Raw genomic sequence first — 23,860 nt, forward strand, 5'->3', positions numbered from 1 at the left:
CGGCCACCCGCCTCCCCGCGTCCTGCCCCTACTCCCGCCCCACCAGCGTCAGCAACGTCGCCTCCGGTGGGCAGGCGAAGCGGAACGGGGTGTAGCGGCTGGCGCCGCAGCCCGCGGAGACGTGGAGGTAGGAGGTACGGCCCTCCGCCCTGTGCCGGGACAGGCCCTTCACCCGGTCGGTGTCCAGGTCGCAGTTGGTGACCAGGGCGCCGTAGAAGGGGATGCAGATCTGGCCGCCGTGGGTGTGACCGGCCAGGACCAACGGGTAGGCGTCCGCCGTGTACGCGTCCAGGACCCGCAGGTACGGCGCGTGCACCACGCCCATCGAGAAGTCGGCGTCGTCCGACGGACCGCCGGCCACCCGCTCGTAGCGGTCCCGCTTGATGTGCGGGTCGTCCACGCCGGTCAGCTCCACCGACACGCCCTCGACCTTGAGCATGCCCCGGGTGTTCGTCAGGTTCAGCCAGCCCGCGGTGTCGAAACCGTCGCGCAGGTCCTCCCACGGGTTGTGGGTCACGCCGACGGCGGGCGCGTTGCCGTTCAGGCCGTGGCGGCCCTGCGCCTTCTCCAGCAGATAGCGGGCCGGGTTGCGCAGCGTGGGGCCGTAGTAGTCGTTCGACCCGAAGACGTACGCGCCCGGGAACTCCATCAGCGGGCCCAGCGCGTCCAGCACCTCCGGCACGCCCTCGGGGTCCGACAGGTTGTCGCCGGTGTTGATCACGAAGTCGGGGCGCAGGCCCGCCAGCGACCGCAGCCAGCGCTGCTTCTTGCGCTGGCCGCCGACCATGTGGATGTCGGAGACCTGGAGCACCCGCAGCGGCCGCATACCGGCAGGCAGGACGGGGACCGTCACCCGTCGCAGGCGGAAGGAACGGGCCTCGAATCCCGCCGAGTACAGCAGTCCGGCGGCGCCAACCGCCGTGATTCCCAGGGGTACTCCGTATCGCGCGCGCATACGACCATCGTGTCAGACCGGCGAAGTCCCTCGTGCCAGGCCGTCCCCCGGCCCGCCTCCGGCCGGCCCCGCCGACCGCCGTACGGCGCCCTCGCGCACGCCCCTTGAAATCAACGGGCGTTCCCGTCACCACACCTGCGACAATCGACGTCATGACCACGCTCAAGTCGAAGCTCCAGGAAGACCTCAACGCCGCGATCAAGGAGCGCGACGAGCTCCGCTCCTCGACGCTCCGGCTGACGCTCGCCGCGATCACCAAGGAGGAGGTCGCGGGCAAGGAGAAGCGCGAGCTCTCCGACGACGAGGTGCAGAAGGTGATCACCCGCGAGGCGAAGAAGCGCCGTGAGGCGGCCGAGGCCTTCGCGCAGGGTGGTCGACCCGAGTCCGCCGAGCGGGAGAAGGCGGAGGGCGAGGTGCTCGCCACGTACCTCCCGAAGCAGCTCGGCGACGACGAGCTGAACGACATCGTCGCCCAGGCCGTCGAGGAGGCCAGGGCGGCCGGCGCCGAGGGCCCGCGGGCCATGGGTGCCGTCATGAAGATCGTGAACCCGAAGGTCGCGGGTCTGGCCGAGGGCGGCCGGGTGGCCGCGGCGGTCAAGAAGATGCTCGCGGGCTGACCTCGCCCGGCGCGCGGCAGCCGCCCGGGGAGTGTCTCTCCCGCGGGTGCGGCACCGGCCTGTATCGACGGCGAAGGCCCCTGTCCCCTCCGTACGAGGGGACAGGGGCCTTCGCCGTTGTGTGTGCTAGGCGGACCGAGCGGGTGCCGGCATCTCAGTCACGCCCTCCGTTTCCGGTCCCGTTCGTCTGGCCCTGCCACCAGCCCTCGGGGATGGAGAAGGTCGGGGTCGGGACCGTGCCTCCGTCGGAGCCGCCGTTCCCGCCGTTGCCGCCGCCGTTGTCCCCGCCGCCGATCAGGCCGCCGATGAGGTTGTCGTCGCCGTTGTTGCCGTCGTCATTGCCGTTGTCGTCGCCGTCCTCGTCGCCCCGGCCCTTGTCGCGTTCGCGGTCCTCCGGGATGTGGACGGTGTTGAACTTCTCGACCGGCTTGCCCTCCAGGGCGCCGAGCATGGCGTCCCGCCAGATCGGGCCCGGCACCCGGCCGCCGTAGACCAGGTCGTTGTACACGCCGCCGATGTAGATGTTGCGCATCTTGACCTTCTGGGTGGCGCTGCCGACCCAGACGGCGCCCGAGAGGTTCGGCGTGTAGCCGACGAACCAGGCGTTGCGGCGCTCGTCCGTCGTACCGGTCTTGCCGGCGCTGTCGCGGTCGGTGAGGCCGGCTTCCTTACCCGTACCGGAGTCGACCACGCCCTGCAGCAGGGTGCTGATGGTGTCCGCGGTCTGCTCGGACATCGCGCGCGAGCAGGTCGACTTCGGCACCTCCAGGGACTTCTGCTGGTCACCGACCTTCTGCGAGATCGACTCGATGGCGATCGGCGTGCAGTACATGCCGCGGGAGGCGAAGGCGGCGTACGCGCTCGCCATCGTCAGCGGGGACAGGCCGACCGAGCCGAGGGCGATGGCCGGGCGCTCGGGAAGCTTTTCGCCGTTGCCCTGGCGGACCCGGAGCTTGTCGGTGATGTTGACCACCGGGCACAGGCCGATGTCGGCGATCATCTGCACGAAGTAGGTGTTGACCGACAGCTCCATCGCCTTCCGCAGGCGGTAGGGGCCGTGCTCCGACTCGCTCTCGTTCTCCAGCTTCTCGCCGTTGCGGTTGGTCCACGGCGCGCTCTCGCAGGTCTGGACCGGGCTCGGGTACTCCATCTCGTACGGCGACGAGTACTCCTGCGTCGGCGGCCGGCCTTCCTCCAGCGCGGCCGCGGCGACGAACGGCTTGAACGTCGAACCGGTCGGGAAGCCGAAGTTGGAGCCGCCGTATGCCGCGTCGACCGAGTAGTTGTACTCGGTCTCGTTCTTGCCGTAGCCGAACGGCTTCGACTGGCCCATGCCGAGGATCTTGCCGGTGCCGGGCTCGACGAGGGTGGCCGCGGCGGCGACCTTGTCGTCCTGGTAGACGTGATCCTTGAGCGAGGCCTGGACCGACTTCTGCGACTGCGGGTCCAGGGTCGTCGTGATGGTCAGGCCGCCCTGGTTCCAGATCTTGGCGCGGGCCTCGCGGTTCTTGCCGAAGACCGGCTCGCTCTTGAAGACCTTCTCGACGTACTTGCAGAAGAAGCCGGCGCCCTTGACCGCGGTGATGCAGCCGTTCTTGGGCTTGCTGACCTTCAGCCCCAGCGGCGTCTCCTTGGCCTTGTCGGCCTCTTCCTGCGGGATGTCACCCATGTCCGCCATGCGTTGGAGGACGGTGTTGCGCCGCTTGGTGGCCTCGGCCTCGTCGTTGACCGGGTCGTAGCGGCTGGGCGACTGGACGATGCCGGCGAGCAGCGCCGCCTCCTGGACCTTGAGGTCCTTGGCGGACTTGGAGAAGTAGCGCTGGGCCGCGGCCTCGACGCCGTACGCCTGCTGGCCGAAGAACGTGATGTTCAGGTAGTTCTCGAGGATCTTCTTCTTGCCGAGCTCCTCCTCCACCTGGATCGCGTACTTCAGCTCCTTGATCTTGCGGCCGAGCGTCTGCTGGGTGGCCTGCGCGACCTTCGTCGGGTCGTCGCCGGCCTCCTCCACGAAGACGTTCTTCACGTACTGCTGGGTCAGCGTCGACGCGCCCTCGCTGACGCCGCCGCTCTGGGCGTTGCGGTTGAGGGCGCGCAGGACGCCCTTCAGGTCGACCGCGCCGTGCTGGTAGAAGCGGGCGTCCTCGATCGCGACGATCGCCTTCTGCATGTACGGCGAGATGTCCTTGAGGTCGACGACCGTACGGTCACGCGAGTAGACCGTGGCGATCGTGCCGCCCTCGGCGTCCAGGATCGTGGTGCGCTGGCTCAGCGGTGGCGTCTTGAGGTTGGCCGGGAGTTCGTCGAAGCTCTCGACGGATCCCTTGGCCGCGAGCCCCAGCGCGCCGACGGCGGGCAGCGCGATACCGGCCAGCACGGCTCCGGCGAGCACACTGACACCGAGGAACTTGGCGGCCTGCTGAGTCGGCGACAGACCACCGCCCGAGCGGTTCTTTGGCATGGGGGCAGCCTAAACCGTAGACATGAGCGAACCGAGAGCCGATCGCGCGCGAGCCCGGCACGGCGACGTGGGACATGCCGTGCGCGCGGGTGGGGCACGTGAACCACGGCACGGCACAGCCGGCCGTCCGCCCGCGAGCGGAGCTCGCACGACGGATGCGGCCCATTCGCCGGACAGGCGTACAGGCCTTGGCCTAAGCTGCTCTCAACTGTCACAGCAGTGCGGCCACGTATCAATACGTCCGGCGACCCCGAATCGTTCTGGCGGTAGCCCACTTTTTTGGTGGGGGCGTGTCCGAATCCGCCTTGTGTGTCATTCGGCGTCCGTTGTGACTCAACAGAACTGTCCCGGTTTGCCGGGAAAGTCACGCATGTCGCCAGCTCACTCCCCCGGGTGATCTGCCGCTTACGCATAGTCCGTTCGGGCCATTCAAGATTGGGCCCGAAGGGGGTGTTGCGCTGTGCCCACCTTCCGTAACGTCCTCAACTGGCGGCGGTGAATATGCCGCTGCCGCCGTGGGGGAGCCTCGATTCGGGAGAGGACGGCGCCGGTATGGGCTGGGTAACCGACTGGAGTGCGCAGGCGGCCTGCCGCACTACCGATCCGGATGAACTGTTCGTTCAGGGAGCAGCGCAGAACAGGGCCAAGGCGGTGTGCACCGGATGCCCGGTGCGCACGGAGTGCCTGGCGGACGCGCTGGACAACCGCGTCGAGTTCGGCGTGTGGGGAGGAATGACGGAGCGCGAGCGCCGCGCTCTGCTGCGCAGGAGGCCGACGGTCACCTCGTGGCGCCGGCTGCTGGAGACGGCACGCACGGAGTACGAGCGCGGAGCTGGTCTGCTCCCGCTCGACGACGACGAGGTGTACGAGAACCTCGCGGCGGTGGGCTGAGGGGCCACGAGGTCGTCCCTCGGTCGGATCCGGCGGGTCTGCTGTCAGACCTCGGGATCAGGCAGCTCGTGCCGATGGGCCGCGAGCCGGTTCCCGATGTCCCGCAGCCCCGTGAGGTCATGCACGTCACCGGGCAGCGCGGCCACTTCGGCCACCGCCACCTCGGGGTGGAGCGTGGTGAAGCGGTCACGCGTGCGCTGCTCGCGGGAGAGCAGCTGCATGCGCTCGGCGTGCAGCCTCAGCAGGCTCGCGGTGAGCTGGTCGACGGAGCGCTCCACGTGCGGAGCGGCGGATTCCGAGTCGACGGACTCCGACTTGTCCGAGGCCGGGGTTCGCTCCATGTCCGTGACGGCGGGGGAGCCTGCGTCTGGAGCCGGTGCCTCGGATGCGGCTGAATCTGAACTGTCGTACGTGTCGGGGGAGTTACGAAGTCCAGCTTTCCCGCCCTCCTGATCCACAATGCGGGGCTCTTCAAGATTTTCCGCGGCGGCGAGCGCCCGCTCGGCCGACAGCCGGTCGGCGCCGCTGCCGTGGACCCGGTTGAGCACCAGACCCGCGAGCGGCATGTCCTCGGCGGCCAGCCGCTCCACGAAGTACGCGGCCTCCCGCAGCGCGTCCCGCTCCGGCGCCGCCACCACCAGGAACGCCGTGCCGGGCGCCTGAAGCAGCTTGTACGTCGCGTCCGCGCGGGTACGGAACCCGCCGAACATCGAGTCCATGGCGGCCACGAAGGTCTGTACGTCCTTCAGCAGCTGCCCGCCGAGCAGCTTGCCGAGCGCGCCCGTCATCATCGACATGCCGACGTTCAGGAACTTCATCCCCGCGCGTCCGCCGACCTTCGCCGGGGCCAGCAGGACCCGGATCAGCTTGCCGTCCAGGAACGAGCCGAGCCGCTTGGGGGCGTCCAGGAAGTCCAGCGCGGAACGGGACGGCGGGGTGTCCACGACGATGAGGTCCCACTCGTCCCGGGCCCGCAGCTGGCCCAGCTTCTCCATCGCCATGTACTCCTGCGTGCCCGCGAAGCCCGCCGAGAGCGACTGGTAGAAGGGGTTCCCCAGGATCGCGGCCGCCCGCTCGGGGTCCGCGTGCGCCTCGACGATCTCGTCGAAGGTGCGCTTCATGTCCAGCATCATCGCGTGCAGCTCGCCGTCGCCGTCCACGCCCTTGACCCGCCGCGGGGTGTTGTCCAGGGAGTCGATGCCCATCGACTGGGCCAGCCGGCGGGCCGGGTCGATGGTGAGCACGACGACCTTGCGCCCGCGCTCCGCCGCCCGCAGCCCCAGCGCCGCCGCGGTCGTGGTCTTGCCCACGCCTCCCGAGCCGCAGCACACCACGATCCGGGTCTTCGGATCGTCGAGCAGCGGATCGAGGTCGAGCACGCGCGTGGCGGAGAGACGGTGGGGCCGGTGGGCGGCGGCCTGTGCCTGGGCCGGTTCTGGACGACTCATGACATCCCCTGCTTCCGACGTACCGCGTACGGCCGCTGACGTTCCGTGTACGGCTCCCGACTAGTGAACGGACTCATGACAGGTCCTGTTCCCGCAGTTCGCGCGCGAGTGCGTACAGGCCCGCCAGATCCATGCCCTCCGCGAGCAGGGGCAGTTCGTGCACCGGCAGCCCCGACTCGTCCAGGGCCGCCCGCTGCTCCTGCTCCAGCGCGTACCGCTCGGCGTACTCGTCGGCCTGCGCCAGCAGCGGGGTCACCAGCTTCTCGGCGTTCCCGCCGCGCCGAGCCCCGCCGAGTCCGGCCGAGGACAGTGCCTTGGCGACGGCCGTGCGCGGGACACTGCGCACGAGTTCCAGATCGGTCGCGTCCAACACCTCGGGACGCACCATGTTCACGATGATCCGGCCCACCGGCAGCCGCGCCGCCCGCAGCTCGGCGATCCCGTCCGCGGTCTCCTGGACGGGCATCTCCTCCAGCAGCGTCACCAGGTGCACGGCCGTCTCCGCCGACTTCAGCACCCGCATCACGGCCTGCGCCTGATTGTGTATCGGGCCGATCCGGGCGAGCCCGGCGACCTCGTCGTTCACGTTCAGGAAGCGGGTGATGCGCCCCGTGGGAGGCGCGTCCATGACGACGCAGTCGTAGACGAACCGCCCGGACTTGTCCTTGCGCCGCACCGCCTCGCACGCCTTGCCGGTCAGGAGTACGTCTCTCAGCCCCGGCGCGATGGTGGTGGCGAAGTCGATCGCGCCGAGCTTCTTCAGGGCCCGGCCCGCGCCGCCCATCTTGTAGAACATCTGGAGGTAGTCCAGAAGGGCCAGTTCGGGGTCTATGGCGAGGGCGTACACCTCCCCGCCCCCGGGAGCGACGGCGATCTTCCGCTCCTCATAGGGCAGCGCCTCCGTCTCGAAGAGCTGCGCGATGCCCTGCCTGCCCTCGACCTCGACGAGAAGCGTCCGCTTCCCCTCGGTCGCGAGAGCGAGCGCGAGCGCGGCGGCGACCGTGGTCTTTCCGGTCCCGCCCTTGCCACTGACGACCTGGAGCCTGCTCACGTCTTCGAGCCTAACCAGTCGGTCCGCCAGTCACGCGACAGCCTGTGGACAACCTGAGGGTGGTCGGCCGCGTGGCCGCCCGCGGGCAGCGGATAAAGTCGGCCACATGACCAAGTGGGAATACGCAACCGTGCCGCTGCTCGTCCACGCCACGAAGCAGATTCTGGACACCTGGGGCGAGGACGGCTGGGAGCTCGTCCAGGTCGTGCCCGGGCCGAACAACCCCGAGCAGCTCGTGGCCTACCTGAAGCGGGAGAAGGCGTGAGCGCGGCCGAGGAGAAGCTCGCCGAGCTGGGCCTGAGGCTTCCGGAGGTCGTGCCGCCGCTGGCCGCCTACCAGCCGGCGGTCCAGTCGGGCGTGTACGTCTACACCGCCGGCCAGCTCCCCATGGTGGACGGCAAGCTTCCGGTCACCGGCAAGGTGGGCGCCGAGGTGACGGCCGAGGAGGCCAAGGACCTCGCCCGCATCTGCGCCCTGAACGCCCTTGCCGCCGTGAAGTCGGTGGCGGGCGACCTGGACCGCATCGCGCGTGTCGTGAAGGTCGTCGGGTTCGTGGCGTCGGCGTCCGACTTCACCGGCCAGCCCGGCGTCATCAACGGCGCGAGCGAGCTCCTGGCGGAGGTCCTCGGCGACAAGGGCGTCCACGCGCGCAGCGCGGTGGGCGTGGCGGTCCTGCCCCTGGACGCGCCGGTCGAGGTCGAGGTGCAGGTGGAACTGACGGGGGCGTAGGCCTTCGGCGATTCAGCCGGTGTACGGCGCTTTCGTGCGGTGGCTCTTGTGGGGCGGTAGTTGTGCGGCGGCCCCCGTGGGGCGGTTCTCGTGCGGCGGCCTTTGCGCGGCGGCCCTTGCGCGGTGGTTGTCGTACGGCCGGTGTTTCACAGCAGCCTGTCCGGGGTGGCCCGGGCAGGCTGAATTTTGTTGGGGGCGCGGGGCACCGCGCGGGCCGTGCAGCTGTGGGCGGTGGCCCGTGCTCGGGTACGAGCCGGCCGGGGGGTGGGGCGCGGGCGTCCCGCGGTCGTACGTCGAGGATCTGGGTCCGTGGCTCGCGGAGCAGCACACGCGCGTGCACGGGATCAAAGCGGCCAGGCCCGATTGAGGGGGCGGTGGGCCGTCTTCGGTCGGTGGTGGGCGGGCTGTTGGTTGTTTTCGGCTAGATGATGCCGTGTTCCTGCAGGTAGTCCAGCTGTGCCCGGACCGACAGTTCGGCGGCCGGCCACAGCGAGCGGTCCACGTCCGCGTACACATGGGCGACGACCTCGCCCGGCGTGCCGTGGCCGTCCTCGACCGCCGTCTCGACCTGGGCGAGCCGGTGGGCGCGGTGGGCCAGGTAGAACTCGACCGCGCCCTGGGCGTCTTCCAGAACCGGCCCGTGGCCCGGCAGGACGGTGTGCACGCCGTCGTCGACCGCGAGGGACCTGAGGCGGCGCAGCGAGTCCAGGTAGTCGCCCAGGCGGCCGTCGGGGTGCGCCACGACCGTCGTGCCGCGGCCCAGGATCGTGTCGCCGGTCAGGACGGCGCGGTCGGCCGGGAGGTGGAAGCACAGGGAGTCGGCGGTGTGCCCGGGCGTCGGTACGACGCGCAGCTCCAGGCCGCCGACGGTGACCACGTCCCCGGCGGCCAGGCCCTCGTCGCCGAGCCGGAGTACCGGGTCGAGGGCACGCACGTGCGTGCCCGTCAGTTCGGCGAAGCGGGCGGCGCCCTCGGCGTGGTCCGGGTGGCCGTGCGTGAGCAGGGTCAGGGCGACCCGCTTGCCGGCCTTCTCGGCGGTGGCGACGACGTTGCGCAGATGGCCGTCGTCCAGTGGGCCGGGGTCGATCACCACGGCCAGGTCGGAGTCGGGTTCGGAGACGAGCCAGGTGTTGGTGCCGTCCAGGGTCATCGCCGAGGCGTTGGGGGCCAGCACGTTGACGGCGCGCGCGGTCGCGGGACCGGAGAGGACCTCGCCTCGCGGCTGGCCGGGGAGGGCTGCTGCGTCCGTCATGCGAGGGGGCCTTCCGGGGCGGTGGGCGGCGGCGTGGGTGCCATGGGCGGGATCATGCGGGGGTCGGGCCGGTCGGGCCGGTCGGGATGTGCTTGGTGAACTCGTCGTGGCCGGGCCAGGCGAGGACGATCTCGCCGTCCTCGAGGCGGGCCTGGGCGAGGACCGGGGTGAGGTCGCGGTCGGGCGCGGCGGCCAGGGTGCGCGCGGCGCTGTCGTACGGGGTGAGCTGCCGCAGCGTCGCGATGGTCGGCGGCATCATCAGGAGCTCGCCCTTGTCGTACGAGGCGGCGGCGTCCGTGGGGCGGATCCACACGGTGCGGTCGGCCTCGGTGGAGGCGTTGCGGGTGCGTTGGCCCTCCGGGAGGGCGGCGACGAAGAACCAGGTGTCGTAGCGGCGGGGTTCGAACTCCGGGGTGATCCAGCGGGTCCAGGCGCCGAGGAGGTCGGAGCGGAGGGCGAGGCCGCGGCGGTCGAGGAACTCGGCGAAGGAGAGGTCGCGGGCGACGAGGGCGGCGCGGTCGGCCTCCCAGTCGTCGCCGGTGGTGTCGCCCACGACGGAGTCGTCGGTGGGGCCGGCGAGGAGGACACCGGCCTCCTCGTACGTCTCGCGTACGGCCGCGCAGACGATCGCCTGGGCGGCGGCCTCCTCCAGGCCGAGCCGCTGTGCCCACCACGCGCGCGTGGGGCCGGCCCAGCGGATCTGCTGTTCGTCTCGGGGGTCGACGCCACCGCCGGGGTAGGCGTAGGCGCCGCCGGCGAAGGCCATGGAGCTGCGGCGGCGCAGCATGTGTACGGCCGGGCCGGTGTCGGTGTCCCTGAGCAGCATGACGGTGGCCGCCCGCTTTGGTTCTACGGGGGTGAGAGTGCCGTCCGCGAGCGCGCGGATGCGGTCCGGCCACTCCGGTGGGTACCACTGCCCGTTTGCCATGGGCGGAGGCTATCTCGTGGTGCGCGGATGTTCGAGAGGGGTCCTGGGGGCCGTGGTGCCTGCGGCGGCCTGCGCGGGTGTGTGGGGGTTCGCGTAGCGCCTGCGGGTGGGGGTGGGTCGGGGCCGCGCCGGGGGGTGTCCGTCCTCGGTCCGGCGGGTGCCCGGCATCAAGGGGTGCTGTTTCTTGACGCCGGCCGCTGCGGGCGGACACCCCCCGGCACGGCCCCTTGCCGCCGTGGGCGGGTGCCGGCCGGGTGGTGGTGCGGCCCCCCTGCCGTCGTGGGCGGGTGCGGGTGCGTCCCCTGCCGTCGTGGGCGGGTGCGGGCGCATCCCTTGCCTTGCCGTCGTGGGCGGGTGCGGGTCCCTCTGATGTCGTGGGCGCGTCGGGCTACGCCTCAATCTCGGCGCCGGTTCGCCCATTTTTCAGCCCGTCCGGCGTTTGAGGACGGGGCCCGTTCAGGGCCGGAGCGGGGTCTGGGGCGGCAGCCCCAGGCGTGGCGGGGTTGAAGGGGCGGAGCCCCTGAGGAAGGGACGGGTAGGGGCGGCGGGGGCGAGAATCCGCGCGGTACGCAAAACAGGGCCCCGCCTCCTGATGAGGCGGGACCCCGGTGTCGTACGGGCCGGACGGCCTAGCGGGAGCGCTTCGCCAGACGCTCGACGTCCAGCAGAATCACCGCGCGAGCCTCCAGCCGCAGCCAGCCACGCTGAGCGAAGTCGGCCAGGGCCTTGTTGACCGTCTCGCGGGACGCGCCCACCAGCTGGGCCAGCTCCTCCTGCGTGAGGTCGTGGACGACGTGGATGCCCTCCTCCGACTGCACGCCGAAGCGGCGGGAGAGGTCGAGCAGCGCACGTGCCACGCGGCCGGGAACGTCCGAGAAGACCAGGTCGGACATCGCGTCGTTGGTGCGTCGCAGCCGGCGGGCGACGGCGCGCAGCAGCGCGGTGGCCACCTCGGGGCGGACGTTCAGCCAGGGCTGCAGGTCGCCGTGGCCCAGGCCCAGCAGCTTGACCTCGGTCAGCGCGGTGGCGGTCGCCGTGCGCGGGCCCGGGTCGAAGAGGGACAGCTCGCCGATGAGCTCTCCGGGGCCGACGACGGCGAGCATGTTCTCGCGGCCGTCGGGGGAGGTGCGGTGGAGCTTGACCTTGCCCTCGGTGACGACATAGAGCCGGTCGCCCGGGTCGCCCTCGTGGAACAGGGAGTCGCCACGCGCGAGCGTCACCTCACTCATGGAGGCGCGCAGTTCCGCGGACTGCTCGTCATCGAGCGCCGCGAAGAGCGGGTTGCGCCGCAGAACGTCGTCCACGAGTTCTCTCCTTGTCGACCTGCTCAGGGGATCACTCCCCTGTGTACCAGGGGACCGTGTTCCCCATTTTGCCGGACGGTCCAAACAGTGTGATCTGTCACAAGGATGCCGCACAGGTGTCCCGAGGTAAGCGGCAGGGGTCCAATTGGGGGCCGATCTTCGGGGTCCGGGGCGGATGTCAGTGCCGGGCTTTAGGCTGGCCGGGTGTCCAAATCGCCGGTGAGAGCACAGGCCAAGGGAGCTGGACGGGTGGTTGTACGTCGCGATTCCGCTGTGGGCGAACAGGACCCCGGTGGCGGAAGGAAAACGACAGAAGCGGCGAAAAAGGCGCCGGGTGGGGGTGGGGGTGGTGGCCGGAAATCGGCTGCCGCCAAGAGGGCGGTCGGTACGAAGAAGGCCGCCGGCGCGAGCGGGGCTGCCGGGGTGAAAAAGGCCGCCGCGGTGAAATCGGGCGCTGTCAAGAAGGCGCCCGCCAAGAAGACCGCCAAGAAGACCGCTGAGAAGACCGCTGAGAAGGCCGCTGCCAAGAAAGCGCCCGCCAAGAAGGCCGCCGGCAAGAGCGCGATCAGTAAGAAGGCGATCAAGAAGACGCCCGCCGTCGTCACCGAGGCGGCCTCCACCGCCGTGAAAGGCGCCTCCGCCGTGAAGACCGTCGCCGCCAAGGTGCCCGCCGGCGAGTCCCGTACCGCTCTCGTGCGCCGTGCCCGCCGTATCAACCGCGAGCTCGCCGAGGTCTTCCCGTACGCCCACCCGGAGCTGGACTTCACCAACCCCTTCCAGCTCGTGGTCGCCACCGTGCTGTCGGCACAGACCACCGACCTGCGCGTCAACCAGACGACGCCCGCGCTGTTCGCCAAGTACCCCACCCCCGAGGATCTGGCCGCCGCCAACCCCGAGGAGGTCGAGGAGATCCTTCGGCCCACCGGGTTCTTCCGGGCCAAGACCAAGTCGGTCATGGGGCTCTCGAAGGCGCTGGTGGAGAACTACGGCGGTGAGGTCCCGGGGCGGCTCGAAGAGCTCGTCAAGCTGCCGGGGGTCGGCCGTAAGACCGCCTTCGTCGTGCTCGGCAACGCCTTCGGGCGCCCCGGTATCACCGTCGACACCCACTTCCAGCGGCTGGTGCGGCGCTGGCAGTGGACCGAGCAGACGGACCCGGACAAGATCGAGGCCGAGATCGGCGCGCTGTTCCCCAAGAGCGACTGGACCGACCTCTCGCACCACGTGATCTGGCACGGCCGCCGTATCTGCCACGCCCGCAAGCCCGCCTGCGGCGCCTGCCCCATCGCCCCGCTCTGCCCGGCGTACGGCGAGGGCGAGACGGATCCGGAGAAGGCGAAGAAGCTCCTCAAGTACGAGAAGGGCGGCTTCCCGGGGCAGCGGCTCAACCCGCCGCAGTCCTATCTGGACGCGGGCGGCAAGCCGGCCCCGCCGCTGGGGGCCGGATGACGGAGCGAGCGGGAAGGGCGGGGGCGCCGCCGGGTGGCCGTACGGTCGCGAGGACTCGGTTCTCGTGGCTTCGGGCGGGTGGTTGTGGCGTTCTCGCGGAACGATCTCGGGGTCCTCGGGCGTTGGACTCGGCAGGACGACGGGGGTGGCGATGACGAGGGCGAGCGAGACGCAGGACGGGCCGGTGGTGGTCAGCAAGGACGGGCTGCCGCAGTGGCTGGAGCCGGTGGTGCGGGTCGTGGAGACCGTCGAGCCGTTGCAGCTGAGCCGCTTCCTGCCGCCGGAGAGCGGCGCGGGACGCCAGTCCGCCGTGCTGATTCTGTTCGGTGAGGGCGAGCAGGGCCCCGAGCTGCTGCTCATGGAGCGGGCGAGCTCGCTGCGGTCCCATGCCGGGCAGCCCTCCTTCCCCGGCGGTGCCCTCGACCCCGAGGACGGCGACCCGCAGGCCGACGGGCCGCTGCGGGCCGCTCTCCGCGAGGCCGAGGAGGAGACCGGGCTCGATCCGAGCGGCGTCCAGCTCTTCGGTGTCCTGCCGAGGCTGTACATCCCGGTCAGCGGCTTCGTCGTCACGCCCGTGCTGGGCTGGTGGCGCGAGCCGACCCCGGTCGACGCCGTCGACCCGAACGAGACGGCCCGCGTCTTCACCGTCCCCGTGGCGGATCTCACGAATCCGGACAACCGCGCCACCACCGTGCACCCCAGCGGCCACAGAGGTCCGGCATTTCTGGTCGAATCGGCACTGGTGTGGGGCTTCACGGCCGGGATCATCGACCGCCTGCTCCATTTCTCGGGCTGGGAGCGGCCCTGGGACCGGGGGAAGCAGGTCCCGCTCGACTGGCGGTCATGACAGGGTGTCTGCCGTGCTGTGTCTTCCCGGGGGCCGTCGTGTCCGAAAGCCGCTGTGTTGCGGGCCGGGCCCGTGGCCGACCTGTGGTGAGCGAAGAGTGACGAGGCGAGGCTCGAACCGGTGAACGTGCTGGACATCCTGTTGCTGGTCGCCGCCGTGTGGTTCGCGATCGTGGGCTATCGCCAGGGCTTCGTCGTCGGCATCCTGTCGGTGATCGGCTTCCTCGGCGGCGGTCTCGTGGCCGTCTACCTCCTCCCGGTCATCTGGGACGCGCTGACCGACAACGCCGAGGTGAGCACCACCGCCGCCGTCGTCGCGGTCGTCGTCGTGATCGTCTGCGCGTCCGTCGGCCAGGCGCTGACCACCCATCTCGGCAACAAGCTGCGCCGGTACATCACCTGGTCCCCGGCCCGCGCCCTGGACGCCACCGGCGGCGCGCTCGTCAACGTCGTCGCCATGCTCCTCGTGGCCTGGCTGATCGGCTCCGCCCTCGCCGGGACGACCCTGCCGACGCTCGGCAAGGAGGTCCGTAGCTCCAAGGTGCTCCTCGGCGTCTCGCGCGCGCTGCCCGACCAGGCCGACACCTGGTTCGCCGACTTCTCCACCGTCCTTGCGCAGAACGGCTTTCCACAGGTCTTCAGCCCGTTCTCGAACGAGCCGATCAACGAGGTCCAGCCGCCCGACCCGGCGCTCGCCAACAGCCCCGTGGCCACCCGCGCGCAGCGATCCATCGTCAAGGTCATGGGCACGGCGACGAGTTGCGGCAAGGTCCTGGAGGGCACCGGCTTCGTCTTCGCCGAGCGCCGAGTCATGACCAACGCGCATGTCGTGGGCGGCGTCGACGAACCCACCGTCCAGATAGGCGGCGAGGGCAAGCGCTACGACGCGACGGTCGTCCTCTACGACTGGGAGCGCGACATCGCCGTCCTGGACGTGCCCGACCTGGACGCGCCCGCCCTGAAGTTCACCGCCACCGACGCCGAGAGCGGCGACAGCGCGATCATCGCGGGCTTCCCGGAGAACGGCGCGTACGACGTGCGGGCGGCGCGCGTGCGCGGGCGCCTGCCGGCCAACGGCCCCGACATCTACCACCGCGGCACCGTGCGCCGTGACGTCTACTCCCTGTACGCGACCGTCCGTCAGGGCAACTCGGGCGGCCCGCTGCTGACGCCCGAGGGCAAGGTCTACGGCGTGGTGTTCGCCAAGTCCCTCGACGACGCCGAGACCGGGTACGCGCTGACCGCGGACGAGATCCAGGAGGACATCGTCAAGGGCCGTACCGCCAACCAGCAGGTGGACAGCGACAGCTGCGCGCTGTGAGCCCGTGAGGCCGGGGCAGGCACGAGAGCCTGCCCCGGACGGTGGAGACGGTGGAGAAGCGGCGGCCGGTCAGCCGCGCGGGTGGCGCAGGCGCACCGAGACCCAGCGGGCCCGGCGGCGCAGGATGCGCGGAATACCCACCCGGAGATCCGCGCCCGGCATCTGCGGGGCGTTGCCCCGCTGGTGGGAGCTCAGCCCGCTGGCCGAGCGGCGATTGCGTGCTGCGTCACTGTAGTCGTGCGTCCAGCCCATACCCCGACGTCTGCCCCTGCCCCAAGGTCGATAACCGCCCCCAGGGCCCCCAATTGGCCTATGCGCCAGGCAATTGGCTGTTCGTAGGACAGGTGTTCAGTTCTCCGGATACCGGGCGCATCGAACCGGTCACCGATCGGGTTCGGGATCCTTCAGCCAGTTGATGAGTTCCGTGGAGAAAGCGACCGGATCTTCCTCGTGCGGGCTGTGCTGACCCGGGGGCGACCCCCGGACCCCCGGCAGTCTTCGGCGTGGCGGCGCGTCACCGATCGGGTTCGGGATCCTTCAGCCAGTTGATGAGTTCCGTGGAGAAAGCGACCGGATCTTCCTCGTGCGGGAAGTGGCCGAGGCCGTCGAACAGGCGCCAGCGGTAGGGGGCTTCGACGTACTCGCCCGAACCGGCCGCGCTGCGGGTGCGCATGACGGGGTCCAGGGAGCCGTGCAGATGCAGGGTCGGTACGCGCACCGGCCGCTTCATGCGGCGGTTGAACTGGATGCCGTCGGGGCGGGCCAGCGAGCGCACCATCCAGCGGTACGGCTCGATCGAGCAGTGCGCGGTCGACGGGATGCAGATCGCGCGGCGGTACGTCTCCACCGCGTCGTCGTCCGGCAGGCGCGGCCCGGACCAGTCCCGTACGAGCCGGCCGACGAGCGCGCCGTCGTCGGCCGTCAGCTGCCGCTCGGGGATCCAGGGCCGCTGGAACCCCCAGATGTAGGAACCGGCACTGGTCTGCTTGACGTCCGAGAGCATCGCCGAGCGCCAGCGCCGGGGGTGCGGCATGGACGCGACCGCGAGCCGGCGGACCAGCTTGGGGCGCATCACGGCCGCCGTCCACGCCAGGTATCCGCCCAGGTCGTGCCCGACCAGCGCGGCATCCGGCTCGCCGAGCGAGCGGACCACGCCGGTGATGTCGAGGGCGAGGTTGGCCGGGTCGTAACCGCGCGGCGTACGGTCGCTGCCGCCGACGCCCCTGAGGTCCATCGCCACCGCCCGGAAGCCCGCGTCGGCGAGCGCCACCAGCTGGTGCCGCCAGGTCCACCAGAACTGCGGGAAGCCGTGCAGCAGCAGCACCAGCGGACCGTCGCCCAGCTCGGCGATGTGGAAACGCGCGCCGTTCGCCGCGACGTCCCGGTGGGTCACCTCTCTCCCGCCGGGGACGTCCAGCCGTACGACCGAGAAGGGGGTGTCGGGATCCGTCATGACGATGAGCGTGCCACAGCCTCGATGGCCGCCGGCGCCCGGTCCTCCAGCGCCGGCTGCGTGGCCGGACGCGGGTGCGGCTTGGCCTTCTGCAGGACGCCCGCCGTCTCCTTCATCGAGGCGGCGACCTTCTGCGGGCCCTTGCTCTTCTTGGCCTTCTTGGCGAAGACGACGCCGATCAGCGCGAGGACGAGGGCGATGAGGACGTTCGCCGCGAAGGACAGCAGGAAGCAGAGCGCGAGGTTCCAGTCGCTCCAGGTCCGAATGCCGTACGCGAGGGCGAAGTTCAGCATCGGCAGCGAGAACACCAGCACGGCGCCCGCCACCGTGAACGCGCCTCCGCTCGTCGCGCCGCGCTTGACGTCCTGCTTGAGCTGCGCTTTCGCCAGTGCGATCTCGTCATGCACCAGCGCCGACATCTCGGTCGTCGCCGAGGCGAACAGCTGGCCGATGCTGCGTTCGGCGCCGACCGGGCTGCCGTCGGGTGCGCTCATCGCGGTCTCCCTCGTCGTGTACGGATCCGTCTTCTGCCTGACTGAGTACGGTTCCGTCTTTTGTACCGTCCCGTCAGATCATGCCCGACGGTGGTCCTCCTCGCCTGCCCTGCCCGTCACTTCGGCAAGCGCGTGGCGTGCGGCGAGTTTCTCCTCGGCGAGGCGGCGGTGCTCGGCGGCCTTGCGCTCGTGGATGGCGGCCATGCGCAGGTGGTACTCCGGCTCGTCCTGCTCGTAGATGTCCGGAATGCCGTCGGCGTCCTCGTCGCGCTCCTCGGCCTCGACCATCCCGCGGTACTTGGCGTTACGTATCTTCAGCAGCACCGTCGCCAGGACCGCCGCGGTGAGGGACCCGATCAGTACGGCCGCCTTGACCTCGTCGGTCATCGTGGCGTCGCCGGCGAAGGCGAGCTCGCCGATGAGCAGCGAGACGGTGAAGCCGATGCCGGCGAGGGTGGCGACGGCGAACACGTCGGCCCACTCCAGGTCGTCGCTGAGCGAGGCTCTGGTGAAACGTGCCGTCAGCCAGGTGCCGCCGAAGATCCCGATGGTCTTGCCGACCACCAGGCCGAGGACCACGCCGAGTGTCTCCGGCTGGGCGAACACATCGCCGAGGGCGCCGCCGGAGACCACGACACCGGCGCTGAACAGCGCGAACAGCGGGACGGCCAGGCCGGCCGACAGGGGGCGTACGAGGTGCTCGATGTGCTCGCCGGGGGAGTGCTGCTCGTCCTCGCGCCGGGTGCAGCGCAGCATGAGGCCCATCGCGACGCCCGCGATGGTGGCGTGGACGCCGCTGTTGTACATCAGGCCCCAGATCACCAGGGCGAGCGGCACGTACACGTACCACCCGCGTACGCCCTTCCTCAGCAGCAGCCAGAAGACGCCGAGGCCGACCACGGCGCCGCCGAGCGCGGCGAAGTCGATCTGCGAGGTGAAGAAGATCGCGATGATCATGATCGCGAACAGGTCGTCGACCACGGCGAGCGTGAGCAGGAACGCGCGCAGGGCGCTGGGCAGGGAGGTGCCGATGACAGCGAGCACGGCGAGCGCGAAGGCGATGTCCGTCGCGGTGGGCACGGCCCAGCCGGCCGAGGAGCCGTGTCCGGTGAGACTCGTCAGCGTGTAGACGAGCGCCGGCACCGCCATGCCGCACAGCGCGGCGACGACCGGCAGTACGGCCGCCTTGGGGTCCTTGAGGTCGCCGGCGACCAGCTCGCGCTTGAGCTCGATGCCGGCGACGAAGAAGAAGATCGCGAGCAGCCCGTCGGCCGCCCAGTGCTGGACCGTCAGGTTCAGTCCGAGCGCCTCGGGACCGAGGTGGTAGTGGCCGACGGTCTCGTAGCTGTCGCGCAGTGCGGGGACGTTCGCCCAGATCAGCGCCGCGATCGCGGCGAGCAGCAGCAGGACGCCGCCGACGGTCTCGGTGCGCAGCGCGTCCGCGACGAAGGTCCGCTCGGGGAGCGAGAGCCGTCCGAAGGCCTTGCGGACGGGAGCGGGGGTGCGGGGCGCGGCCACGGGGAGACCTCCGGTCGGTGGGCAGGACGGAACACTTGCCGACCAGACTTCCCGGCGCACCTTTGAGTGATGTTGCTTTGTTTAGTTTACCTAAGGGTGCGCCGGATCGCATCCGTCCAGTTCCACCGTACGTACGCGAAGGGCACCCGGCGCGGTCGCCGGGTGCCCTCCGGGACACGTTCCTCGCTCAGTCCTCGCTCGGCGCCGCCGGCAGCTTCGCCTGGATGAGGTCCATGACGGTCGAGTCGGTCAGCGTCGTCACATCACCGAGCTGGCGGTTCTCGGCGACGTCCCGCAGCAGCCGGCGCATGATCTTGCCGGAGCGGGTCTTCGGCAGCTCGGCCACCGGCAGGATCCGCTTCGGCTTGGCGATCGGGCCGAGGGTGGCGCCGACGTGGTTGCGCAGGTCGGCGATGAGGTTCTCGTCCTCGGCGTTCGCCGTACCGCGCAGGATCACGAAGGCGACGATCGCCTGCCCGGTCGTCTCGTCGGCGGCGCCGACGACGGCCGCTTCGGCCACCGACGGGTGGGAGACCAGGGCGGACTCGACCTCCGTGGTGGAGATGTTGTGGCCCGACACGAGCATGACGTCGTCCACCCGGCCCAGCAGCCAGATGTCCCCGTCGTCGTCCTTCTTCGCGCCGTCACCGGCGAAGTACTTGCCCTCGAACCGCGACCAGTACGTGTCGAGGAACCGCTGGTCGTCGCCCCAGATGGTGCGCAGCATCGACGGCCACGGCTCGGTCAGCACCAGGTAGCCGCCACCGCCGTTGGGCACCTCGTTCGCCTCGTCGTCGACGACGGTCGCGGAGATGCCGGGCAGCGGACGCTGCGCCGAACCGGGCTTGGCCTCGGTCACGCCCGGCAGCGGCGAGATCATCATCGCGCCGGTCTCGGTCTGCCACCAGGTGTCGACGACCGGGGTCCGGTCGGCGCCGATGTGCTTGCGGTACCAGATCCACGCCTCGGGGTTGATCGGCTCACCCACGGAACCCAGCACCCGCAGGCTGCTCAGGTCGAACTTCGCGGGGATGTCGTCGCCCCACTTCATGAACGTGCGGATCGCCGTCGGCGCCGTGTACAGGATCGTCACGCCGTACTTCTGCACGATCTCCCAGAAGCGGCCCTGGTGGGGCGTGTCCGGCGTGCCCTCGTACATCACCTGCGTCGCGCCGTTCGCCAGCGGCCCGTACACGATGTACGAGTGGCCGGTGACCCAGCCGACGTCGGCCGTGCACCAGTACACGTCCGTCTCCGGCTTGAGGTCGAAGACCGCGTGGTGGGTGTACGACGTCTGGGTGAGGTAGCCGCCGGAGGTGTGCAGGATGCCCTTGGGCTTACCCGTCGTACCGGACGTGTACAGGATGAACAGCGGGTGCTCGGCGTCGAAGGCCTCGGGGGTGTGCTCGGCCGACTGCCGCTCGACGATCTCGTGCCACCACACGTCACGGCTGTCGTCCCAGGCCACGTCCTGGCCGGTGCGGCGCACGACGAGCACGTGCTCGACGTTGTCGACCTTGCCGACCGCGTCGTCCACGGCCGGCTTGAGCGCGGACGGCTTGCCACGTCGGTAGCCGCCGTCGGAGGTGATGACGACCTTGGCGTCCGCGTCCTGGATGCGCGTGGCCAGCGCGTCCGCCGAGAAGCCGCCGAAGACGACCGAGTGCGCGGCGCCGATGCGCGCGCAGGCCAGCATCGCGACCGCGGTCTCCGGGATCATCGGCATGTAGACGGCGACCCGGTCGCCCTTGCGGACGCCCAGCTCCAGCAGCGCGTTGGCGGCCTTGGAGACCTCGTCCTTGAGCTCGGCGTACGTGATGGCGCGGCCGTCGCCGGGCTCACCCTCGAAGTGGATGGCGACGCGGTCGCCGTGCCCGGCCTCCACATGCCGGTCCACGCAGTTGTACGCGACGTTGAGCTCGCCGTCCTTGAACCACTTCGCGAACGGCGGGTTCGACCAGTCCAGTGTCTCCGTCGGCTCCTTGGCCCAGGTCAGCCGACGGGCCTGCTCGGCCCAGAAGCCGAGCCTGTCAGCCTTGGCCTGTTCATACGCCTCCGCCGTGACGTTGGCGTTCGCGGCCAGGTCGGCGGGGGGTGCGAACCTGCGCTCTTCCTTCAGCAGGTTGGCCAGGCTTTCGTTGCTCACGACATCTCCCTTTCCCAGGGTGTCCGTTGTGTCCCAGGCCACAGCTCATCAGACCCGGGGGTCCGATGACAAGGGTCGACGGAAAATTGGTTTAGACCTGTCAGCAGGGTGAGGCCCGAGCCGCTCTCCATGCCGGGGTCATCCGTTTCCACGGACACCGGACGAGGGCGGTTCAGGTCTGTAACCCCTCTCACATCCTGGCCGGACGCAGGCGAAACACGGACCACACCGAAACGCGGGGACACGGAAGCGCCGGGGAGGCGGAAGCGCCGGCGGCACGGAAGCGTCAGCGGCACGGAAGTGCCGCCAGCGCGGAAGAGCGCCCCACACGGAAGCGTGGCCCGCACATAAACGCGGCCCCGCGAGGGAGCGGGGCCGCGCGCACGTGTCTGCGTCAGGCCGACAGATCCGCCACACCCACGTGGTCGAACACCCTGTCCTCGTGTCCTTCGGTGAGCAGGTACGCCTGCGCCTCGCCCACGTGGAAGTACATCCCGTGCAGCTCCAGCGCACCCGCGCGCAACGCCCGGGCCACCGACTCATGGGCGCGCAGATGCTCCAACTGCTGCACCACATTGGTCAGGCAGAGCTGCTCGACCGCGTCGGCGGGTGCCCGCCCGGCGAGCCTGGTCCAGGGCCGGCTCTCGTCGGACATCCGCTCCAGACTCGGCTGACCGTGCCGCAGCCACCGCCTGAGCGGAGTCTGCGCGGCGCCCGGCTCGGAGGTCAGCAGCGCCTGCATGGCCCCGCACCCGGAGTGCCCGCACACCGTGATCGACCGCACCTGGAGCACGTCCACCGCGTACTCGATCGCCGCCGCCACCGAGTCGTCCCCGCTCTCCCGCCCGGGCAGCGGAACGAGATTGCCCACGTTGCGCACCACGAACAGGTCGCCGGGACCACTGGAGGTGATCATCGACGTGACCAGCCGTGAGTCCGCACAGGTGAGGAACAGCTGTGAGGGCTGCTGCCCCTCACGCGCCAGCCTCGCCAGCTCGCCCCGTACCAGGGGCGCGGTGTTGCGCTGGAATGCGCTGATGCCGCGGGCGAGTTGGTGAGGCCCGTCGGGGACGCCGGGCCCGGTGACCCTGTCGGGTTCGCCCGTACGGTCGTCGGGTCCAGTGGTCCGCATGGTGCCGTCGGAGGAGGCGGCGTCGGACGGTGCTGTGGTGCCGTCGGTCACGGCGGACTGGGCGTCCCGGGGCTGCCCGTCATGGGGCAGGGCGGCGTCGGGGATCTCGCACTGGTGGTTGCGCCAGGGCGTCCAGGGGTGGCAGCGGCAGTCGGGCGTCCCGTCAGCGGCGGCCCCGGTGAGGGCCTGGAGGCCGGCCGGTCCCGTCGGCTCACCGATGCGGACCCCGGACCTGCGGCCGACCAGCTCGACGCTGCCGCCGTGCACGGTGTGCGTGTTCTGCCAGTCCTGGAGGGACTCGTACGCCGCGTGGTCCATGAACGACCCGTCCAACTCCACGACGGCGTCGGCGCCTCGGGGCACGAGATGCAGGGTCCGGCTCAGGCGCGGCACCGCGAGGAAGGTCAACTGCCCGCGTACATGGACGTGATGGACTCCTTCCGTCTCGTCGTAGGTGATCCGGGTGCGGGTGAGGCGGTGCAGGGCGACGCCGACGGCCATGGCGATGCCCACGGCCACACCCTCCAGGACGCCGAAGAACACCACGCCGAGGGTGGTGACGGCGTACACCAGCACCTCTCGGTGGCGGGTCACCGTGCGGATGTGGTGCAGGGACACCATCTGGATGCCGACGGCCATCACCAGGGCGGCGAGCGAGGCGAGCGGGATGAGCTCCAGGATCGGGACCATCAGCAGCGCGGCGACTACTACGAGAACGCCGTGCAGCATCGTGGAGTTCCGGCTCACGGCACCGGCCTGCACATTCGCGGAACTGCGCACGGCCACACCCGCGATGGGCAGCCCGCCGAGCGCGCCGGAGACGACATTGGCGGCGCCCTGGCCGAGCAGCTCGCGGTCCAGGTCGGAGCGCTCGACCTGGGCGGACAACTCGCGCCGGCCGGCGACCAGCTTGTCCACGGCGACCGCGCCCAGCAGTGACTGCACACTGCACACCAACGTGATGGTGAGGACGGCGGCGACGAGCCCGAGCACCGGCCCCTCGGGCAGCGTGGCCAGTGCGTGGCTGCTCCAGGACGGCAGATCGACCTTGGGCAGGCTGAGGCCCACGAGCGAGGCGGTCGTGGTCGCGACGGCGACGGCGACGAGCGGGGTCGGCACCTTGCGCAGGAGCTTCCCGGCCCGGCCGGGGAGTCTGGGCCAGAGGACCAGCAGGGCCAGGGTCAGCACGCTCACCGACAGGGCGGCGGGGTGGACACGGACCATCTGGGCGGGCAGCTCGCGCAAGTTGTCCAGGACCGAGCTGTGCGGGATGCCGCCGAGGACGATGTGCAGCTGGGCCACGGCGATGGTGACGCCGATGCCGGCGAGCATGCCGTGCACGATCGCGGGGCTGACGGCGAGCGCGGTGCGTGCCACGCGCAGGAGGCCGAGGCCGAGTTGGGCGAGGCCGGCGAGGACGGTGATGGCACAGGTCGTACGCCATCCGTACCGCTGGATGAGCTCGGCGGTGACGACGGTCAGTCCGGCGGCGGGGCCGCTGACCTGGAGTGGGGCTCCGCCGAGCCGTCCGGCGACGAGGCCTCCGACGGCGGCGGCGACAAGGCCGGCCTGAAGGGGCGCGCCGGTGGCGAGGGCGATGCCGAGGGACAGGGGGAGTGCGATCAGGAAGACCGCAATGGAGGCCGAGACGTCGGCCCCCGCGAGGTGCGGGCGGCGGGGCCGGGTCGGGGGGCTGTGTGGATCGTGGCTGTGCTCTTCTCGTCGTGGTTCGTCGGCGCGGGTCGGAACGCAGGCTGACATGTTTCCCGTCTCCTCCGGGCAGCGCGGTCGCGGATCTGGCGGTCCCCCCGCTCGGGGCGGGGGTCGGGTCGCGGCCGTGTGGTCACGGCGTACAGCGGCGGGATGCATCA

At 70.7% G+C, this 23,860-nt stretch carries 20 protein-coding genes; 7 read left to right on the top strand and 13 right to left on the bottom strand.

What is annotated here, in order from left to right; all coding sequences use genetic code 11:
* Window positions 1-28 precede the first annotated feature (28 nt).
* Window positions 29-955 carry a metallophosphoesterase gene (locus ACGFW6_RS37055; RefSeq protein WP_393520282.1) on the bottom strand — a complete coding sequence of 309 codons (927 nt, stop codon included), beginning with the start codon at window positions 953-955 and terminating at the stop codon, window positions 29-31.
* Window positions 956-1,107: 152 nt separating this feature from the next.
* On the opposite strand from ACGFW6_RS37055, the gene ACGFW6_RS37060 reads away from it, so the two are divergent.
* Window positions 1,108-1,572 (top strand): GatB/YqeY domain-containing protein, encoded by a 465-nt coding sequence (locus ACGFW6_RS37060; protein ID WP_393520284.1) that lies wholly within the window; start codon window positions 1,108-1,110, stop codon window positions 1,570-1,572.
* Between the two features lie 154 nt (window positions 1,573-1,726).
* On the opposite strand, the gene ACGFW6_RS37065 is transcribed toward ACGFW6_RS37060, so the two are convergent.
* The gene (locus ACGFW6_RS37065) at window positions 1,727-4,030 is read right to left on the bottom strand and encodes a transglycosylase domain-containing protein (RefSeq protein ID WP_393520286.1); all 2,304 of its coding nucleotides are present in this window, start codon (window positions 4,028-4,030) and stop codon (window positions 1,727-1,729) included.
* Between the two features lie 552 nt (window positions 4,031-4,582).
* On the opposite strand from ACGFW6_RS37065, the gene wblA reads away from it, so the two are divergent.
* Window positions 4,583-4,921 (top strand): transcriptional regulator WblA, encoded by a 339-nt coding sequence (gene wblA, locus ACGFW6_RS37070; protein ID WP_393520288.1) that lies wholly within the window; start codon window positions 4,583-4,585, stop codon window positions 4,919-4,921.
* A gap of 44 nt (window positions 4,922-4,965) precedes the next feature.
* On the opposite strand, the gene ACGFW6_RS37075 is transcribed toward wblA, so the two are convergent.
* Together ACGFW6_RS37075 and ACGFW6_RS37080 are read right to left on the bottom strand one after the other, a co-directional pair.
* A complete protein-coding gene (locus ACGFW6_RS37075; protein ID WP_393520290.1) occupies window positions 4,966-6,369 on the bottom strand; it encodes an ArsA family ATPase in 1,404 nt (467 codons plus the stop codon).
* A gap of 73 nt (window positions 6,370-6,442) precedes the next feature.
* Window positions 6,443-7,420, bottom strand: a complete 978-nt coding sequence (locus tag ACGFW6_RS37080; RefSeq protein WP_393520292.1) for an ArsA family ATPase — start codon at window positions 7,418-7,420, stop codon at window positions 6,443-6,445.
* A 106-nt stretch (window positions 7,421-7,526) separates the two neighbouring features.
* On the opposite strand from ACGFW6_RS37080, the gene ACGFW6_RS37085 reads away from it, so the two are divergent.
* Window positions 7,527-7,685, top strand: coding sequence for a DUF4177 domain-containing protein (locus ACGFW6_RS37085; RefSeq protein ID WP_003967454.1), 159 nt, complete (start codon window positions 7,527-7,529; stop codon window positions 7,683-7,685).
* A complete protein-coding gene (locus ACGFW6_RS37090; RefSeq protein ID WP_393520294.1) occupies window positions 7,682-8,149 on the top strand; it encodes a RidA family protein in 468 nt (155 codons plus the stop codon). The genes ACGFW6_RS37085 and ACGFW6_RS37090 overlap by 4 nt, the downstream gene beginning before the upstream one ends.
* Window positions 8,150-8,570: 421 nt before the next feature.
* Here the strand turns inward: ACGFW6_RS37090 and ACGFW6_RS37095 are convergent, their stop codons facing one another.
* The 3 genes from ACGFW6_RS37095 to ACGFW6_RS37105 all read right to left on the bottom strand — a co-directional run bounded on the left by ACGFW6_RS37095 (window position 8,571) and on the right by ACGFW6_RS37105 (window position 11,633).
* Window positions 8,571-9,401, bottom strand: coding sequence for an MBL fold metallo-hydrolase (locus ACGFW6_RS37095; protein WP_393520296.1), 831 nt, complete (start codon window positions 9,399-9,401; stop codon window positions 8,571-8,573).
* Window positions 9,402-9,453: 52 nt separating this feature from the next.
* On the bottom strand, window positions 9,454-10,329 hold the full coding sequence (locus ACGFW6_RS37100; RefSeq protein WP_393520298.1) for an NUDIX hydrolase: 876 nt from the start codon (window positions 10,327-10,329) through the stop codon (window positions 9,454-9,456).
* Between the two features lie 629 nt (window positions 10,330-10,958).
* On the bottom strand, window positions 10,959-11,633 hold the full coding sequence (locus tag ACGFW6_RS37105; protein WP_030943409.1) for a Crp/Fnr family transcriptional regulator: 675 nt from the start codon (window positions 11,631-11,633) through the stop codon (window positions 10,959-10,961).
* Window positions 11,634-12,074: 441 nt separating this feature from the next.
* Between ACGFW6_RS37105 and nth the strand changes: the two genes are divergently transcribed.
* From nth to ACGFW6_RS37120, 3 genes are all read left to right on the top strand, one after another.
* Window positions 12,075-13,079, top strand: coding sequence for an endonuclease III (gene nth, locus ACGFW6_RS37110; protein WP_393520301.1), 1,005 nt, complete (start codon window positions 12,075-12,077; stop codon window positions 13,077-13,079).
* A gap of 151 nt (window positions 13,080-13,230) precedes the next feature.
* Window positions 13,231-13,926, top strand: a complete 696-nt coding sequence (locus ACGFW6_RS37115; RefSeq protein ID WP_393520303.1) for an NUDIX hydrolase — start codon at window positions 13,231-13,233, stop codon at window positions 13,924-13,926.
* A 120-nt stretch (window positions 13,927-14,046) separates the two neighbouring features.
* Entirely contained in the window at window positions 14,047-15,246 is a 1,200-nt protein-coding gene (locus ACGFW6_RS37120) for a MarP family serine protease (RefSeq protein WP_393520305.1), read from the top strand.
* A gap of 69 nt (window positions 15,247-15,315) precedes the next feature.
* Here ACGFW6_RS37120 and ACGFW6_RS37125 read toward each other — a convergent pair whose 3' ends face one another.
* The 6 genes from ACGFW6_RS37125 to ACGFW6_RS37150 all read right to left on the bottom strand — a co-directional run bounded on the left by ACGFW6_RS37125 (window position 15,316) and on the right by ACGFW6_RS37150 (window position 23,750).
* Window positions 15,316-15,498, bottom strand: a complete 183-nt coding sequence (locus ACGFW6_RS37125; RefSeq protein WP_393520307.1) for a hypothetical protein — start codon at window positions 15,496-15,498, stop codon at window positions 15,316-15,318.
* Window positions 15,499-15,760: 262 nt separating this feature from the next.
* Window positions 15,761-16,699, bottom strand: coding sequence for an alpha/beta fold hydrolase (locus tag ACGFW6_RS37130; RefSeq protein WP_393520309.1), 939 nt, complete (start codon window positions 16,697-16,699; stop codon window positions 15,761-15,763).
* Complete coding sequence (locus tag ACGFW6_RS37135) at window positions 16,696-17,193, bottom strand: phage holin family protein (RefSeq protein ID WP_393520311.1); 498 nt, start codon at window positions 17,191-17,193, stop codon at window positions 16,696-16,698. Before ACGFW6_RS37135 ends, ACGFW6_RS37130 begins: the two co-directional genes overlap by 4 nt.
* 78 nt (window positions 17,194-17,271) lie before the next feature.
* Complete coding sequence (nhaA, locus tag ACGFW6_RS37140) at window positions 17,272-18,711, bottom strand: Na+/H+ antiporter NhaA (RefSeq protein ID WP_393520313.1); 1,440 nt, start codon at window positions 18,709-18,711, stop codon at window positions 17,272-17,274.
* A 187-nt stretch (window positions 18,712-18,898) separates the two neighbouring features.
* Entirely contained in the window at window positions 18,899-20,857 is a 1,959-nt protein-coding gene (gene acs / locus ACGFW6_RS37145) for an acetate--CoA ligase (protein ID WP_393520315.1), read from the bottom strand.
* Between the two features lie 394 nt (window positions 20,858-21,251).
* Window positions 21,252-23,750 carry a SulP family inorganic anion transporter gene (locus ACGFW6_RS37150; protein ID WP_393520317.1) on the bottom strand — a complete coding sequence of 833 codons (2,499 nt, stop codon included), beginning with the start codon at window positions 23,748-23,750 and terminating at the stop codon, window positions 21,252-21,254.
* Window positions 23,751-23,860 lie beyond the last annotated feature (110 nt).

Origin of the sequence: Streptomyces sp. Y7, assembly GCF_043195415.1 — a bacterium.
Classification (GTDB): Bacteria; Actinomycetota; Actinomycetes; order Streptomycetales; family Streptomycetaceae; genus Streptomyces.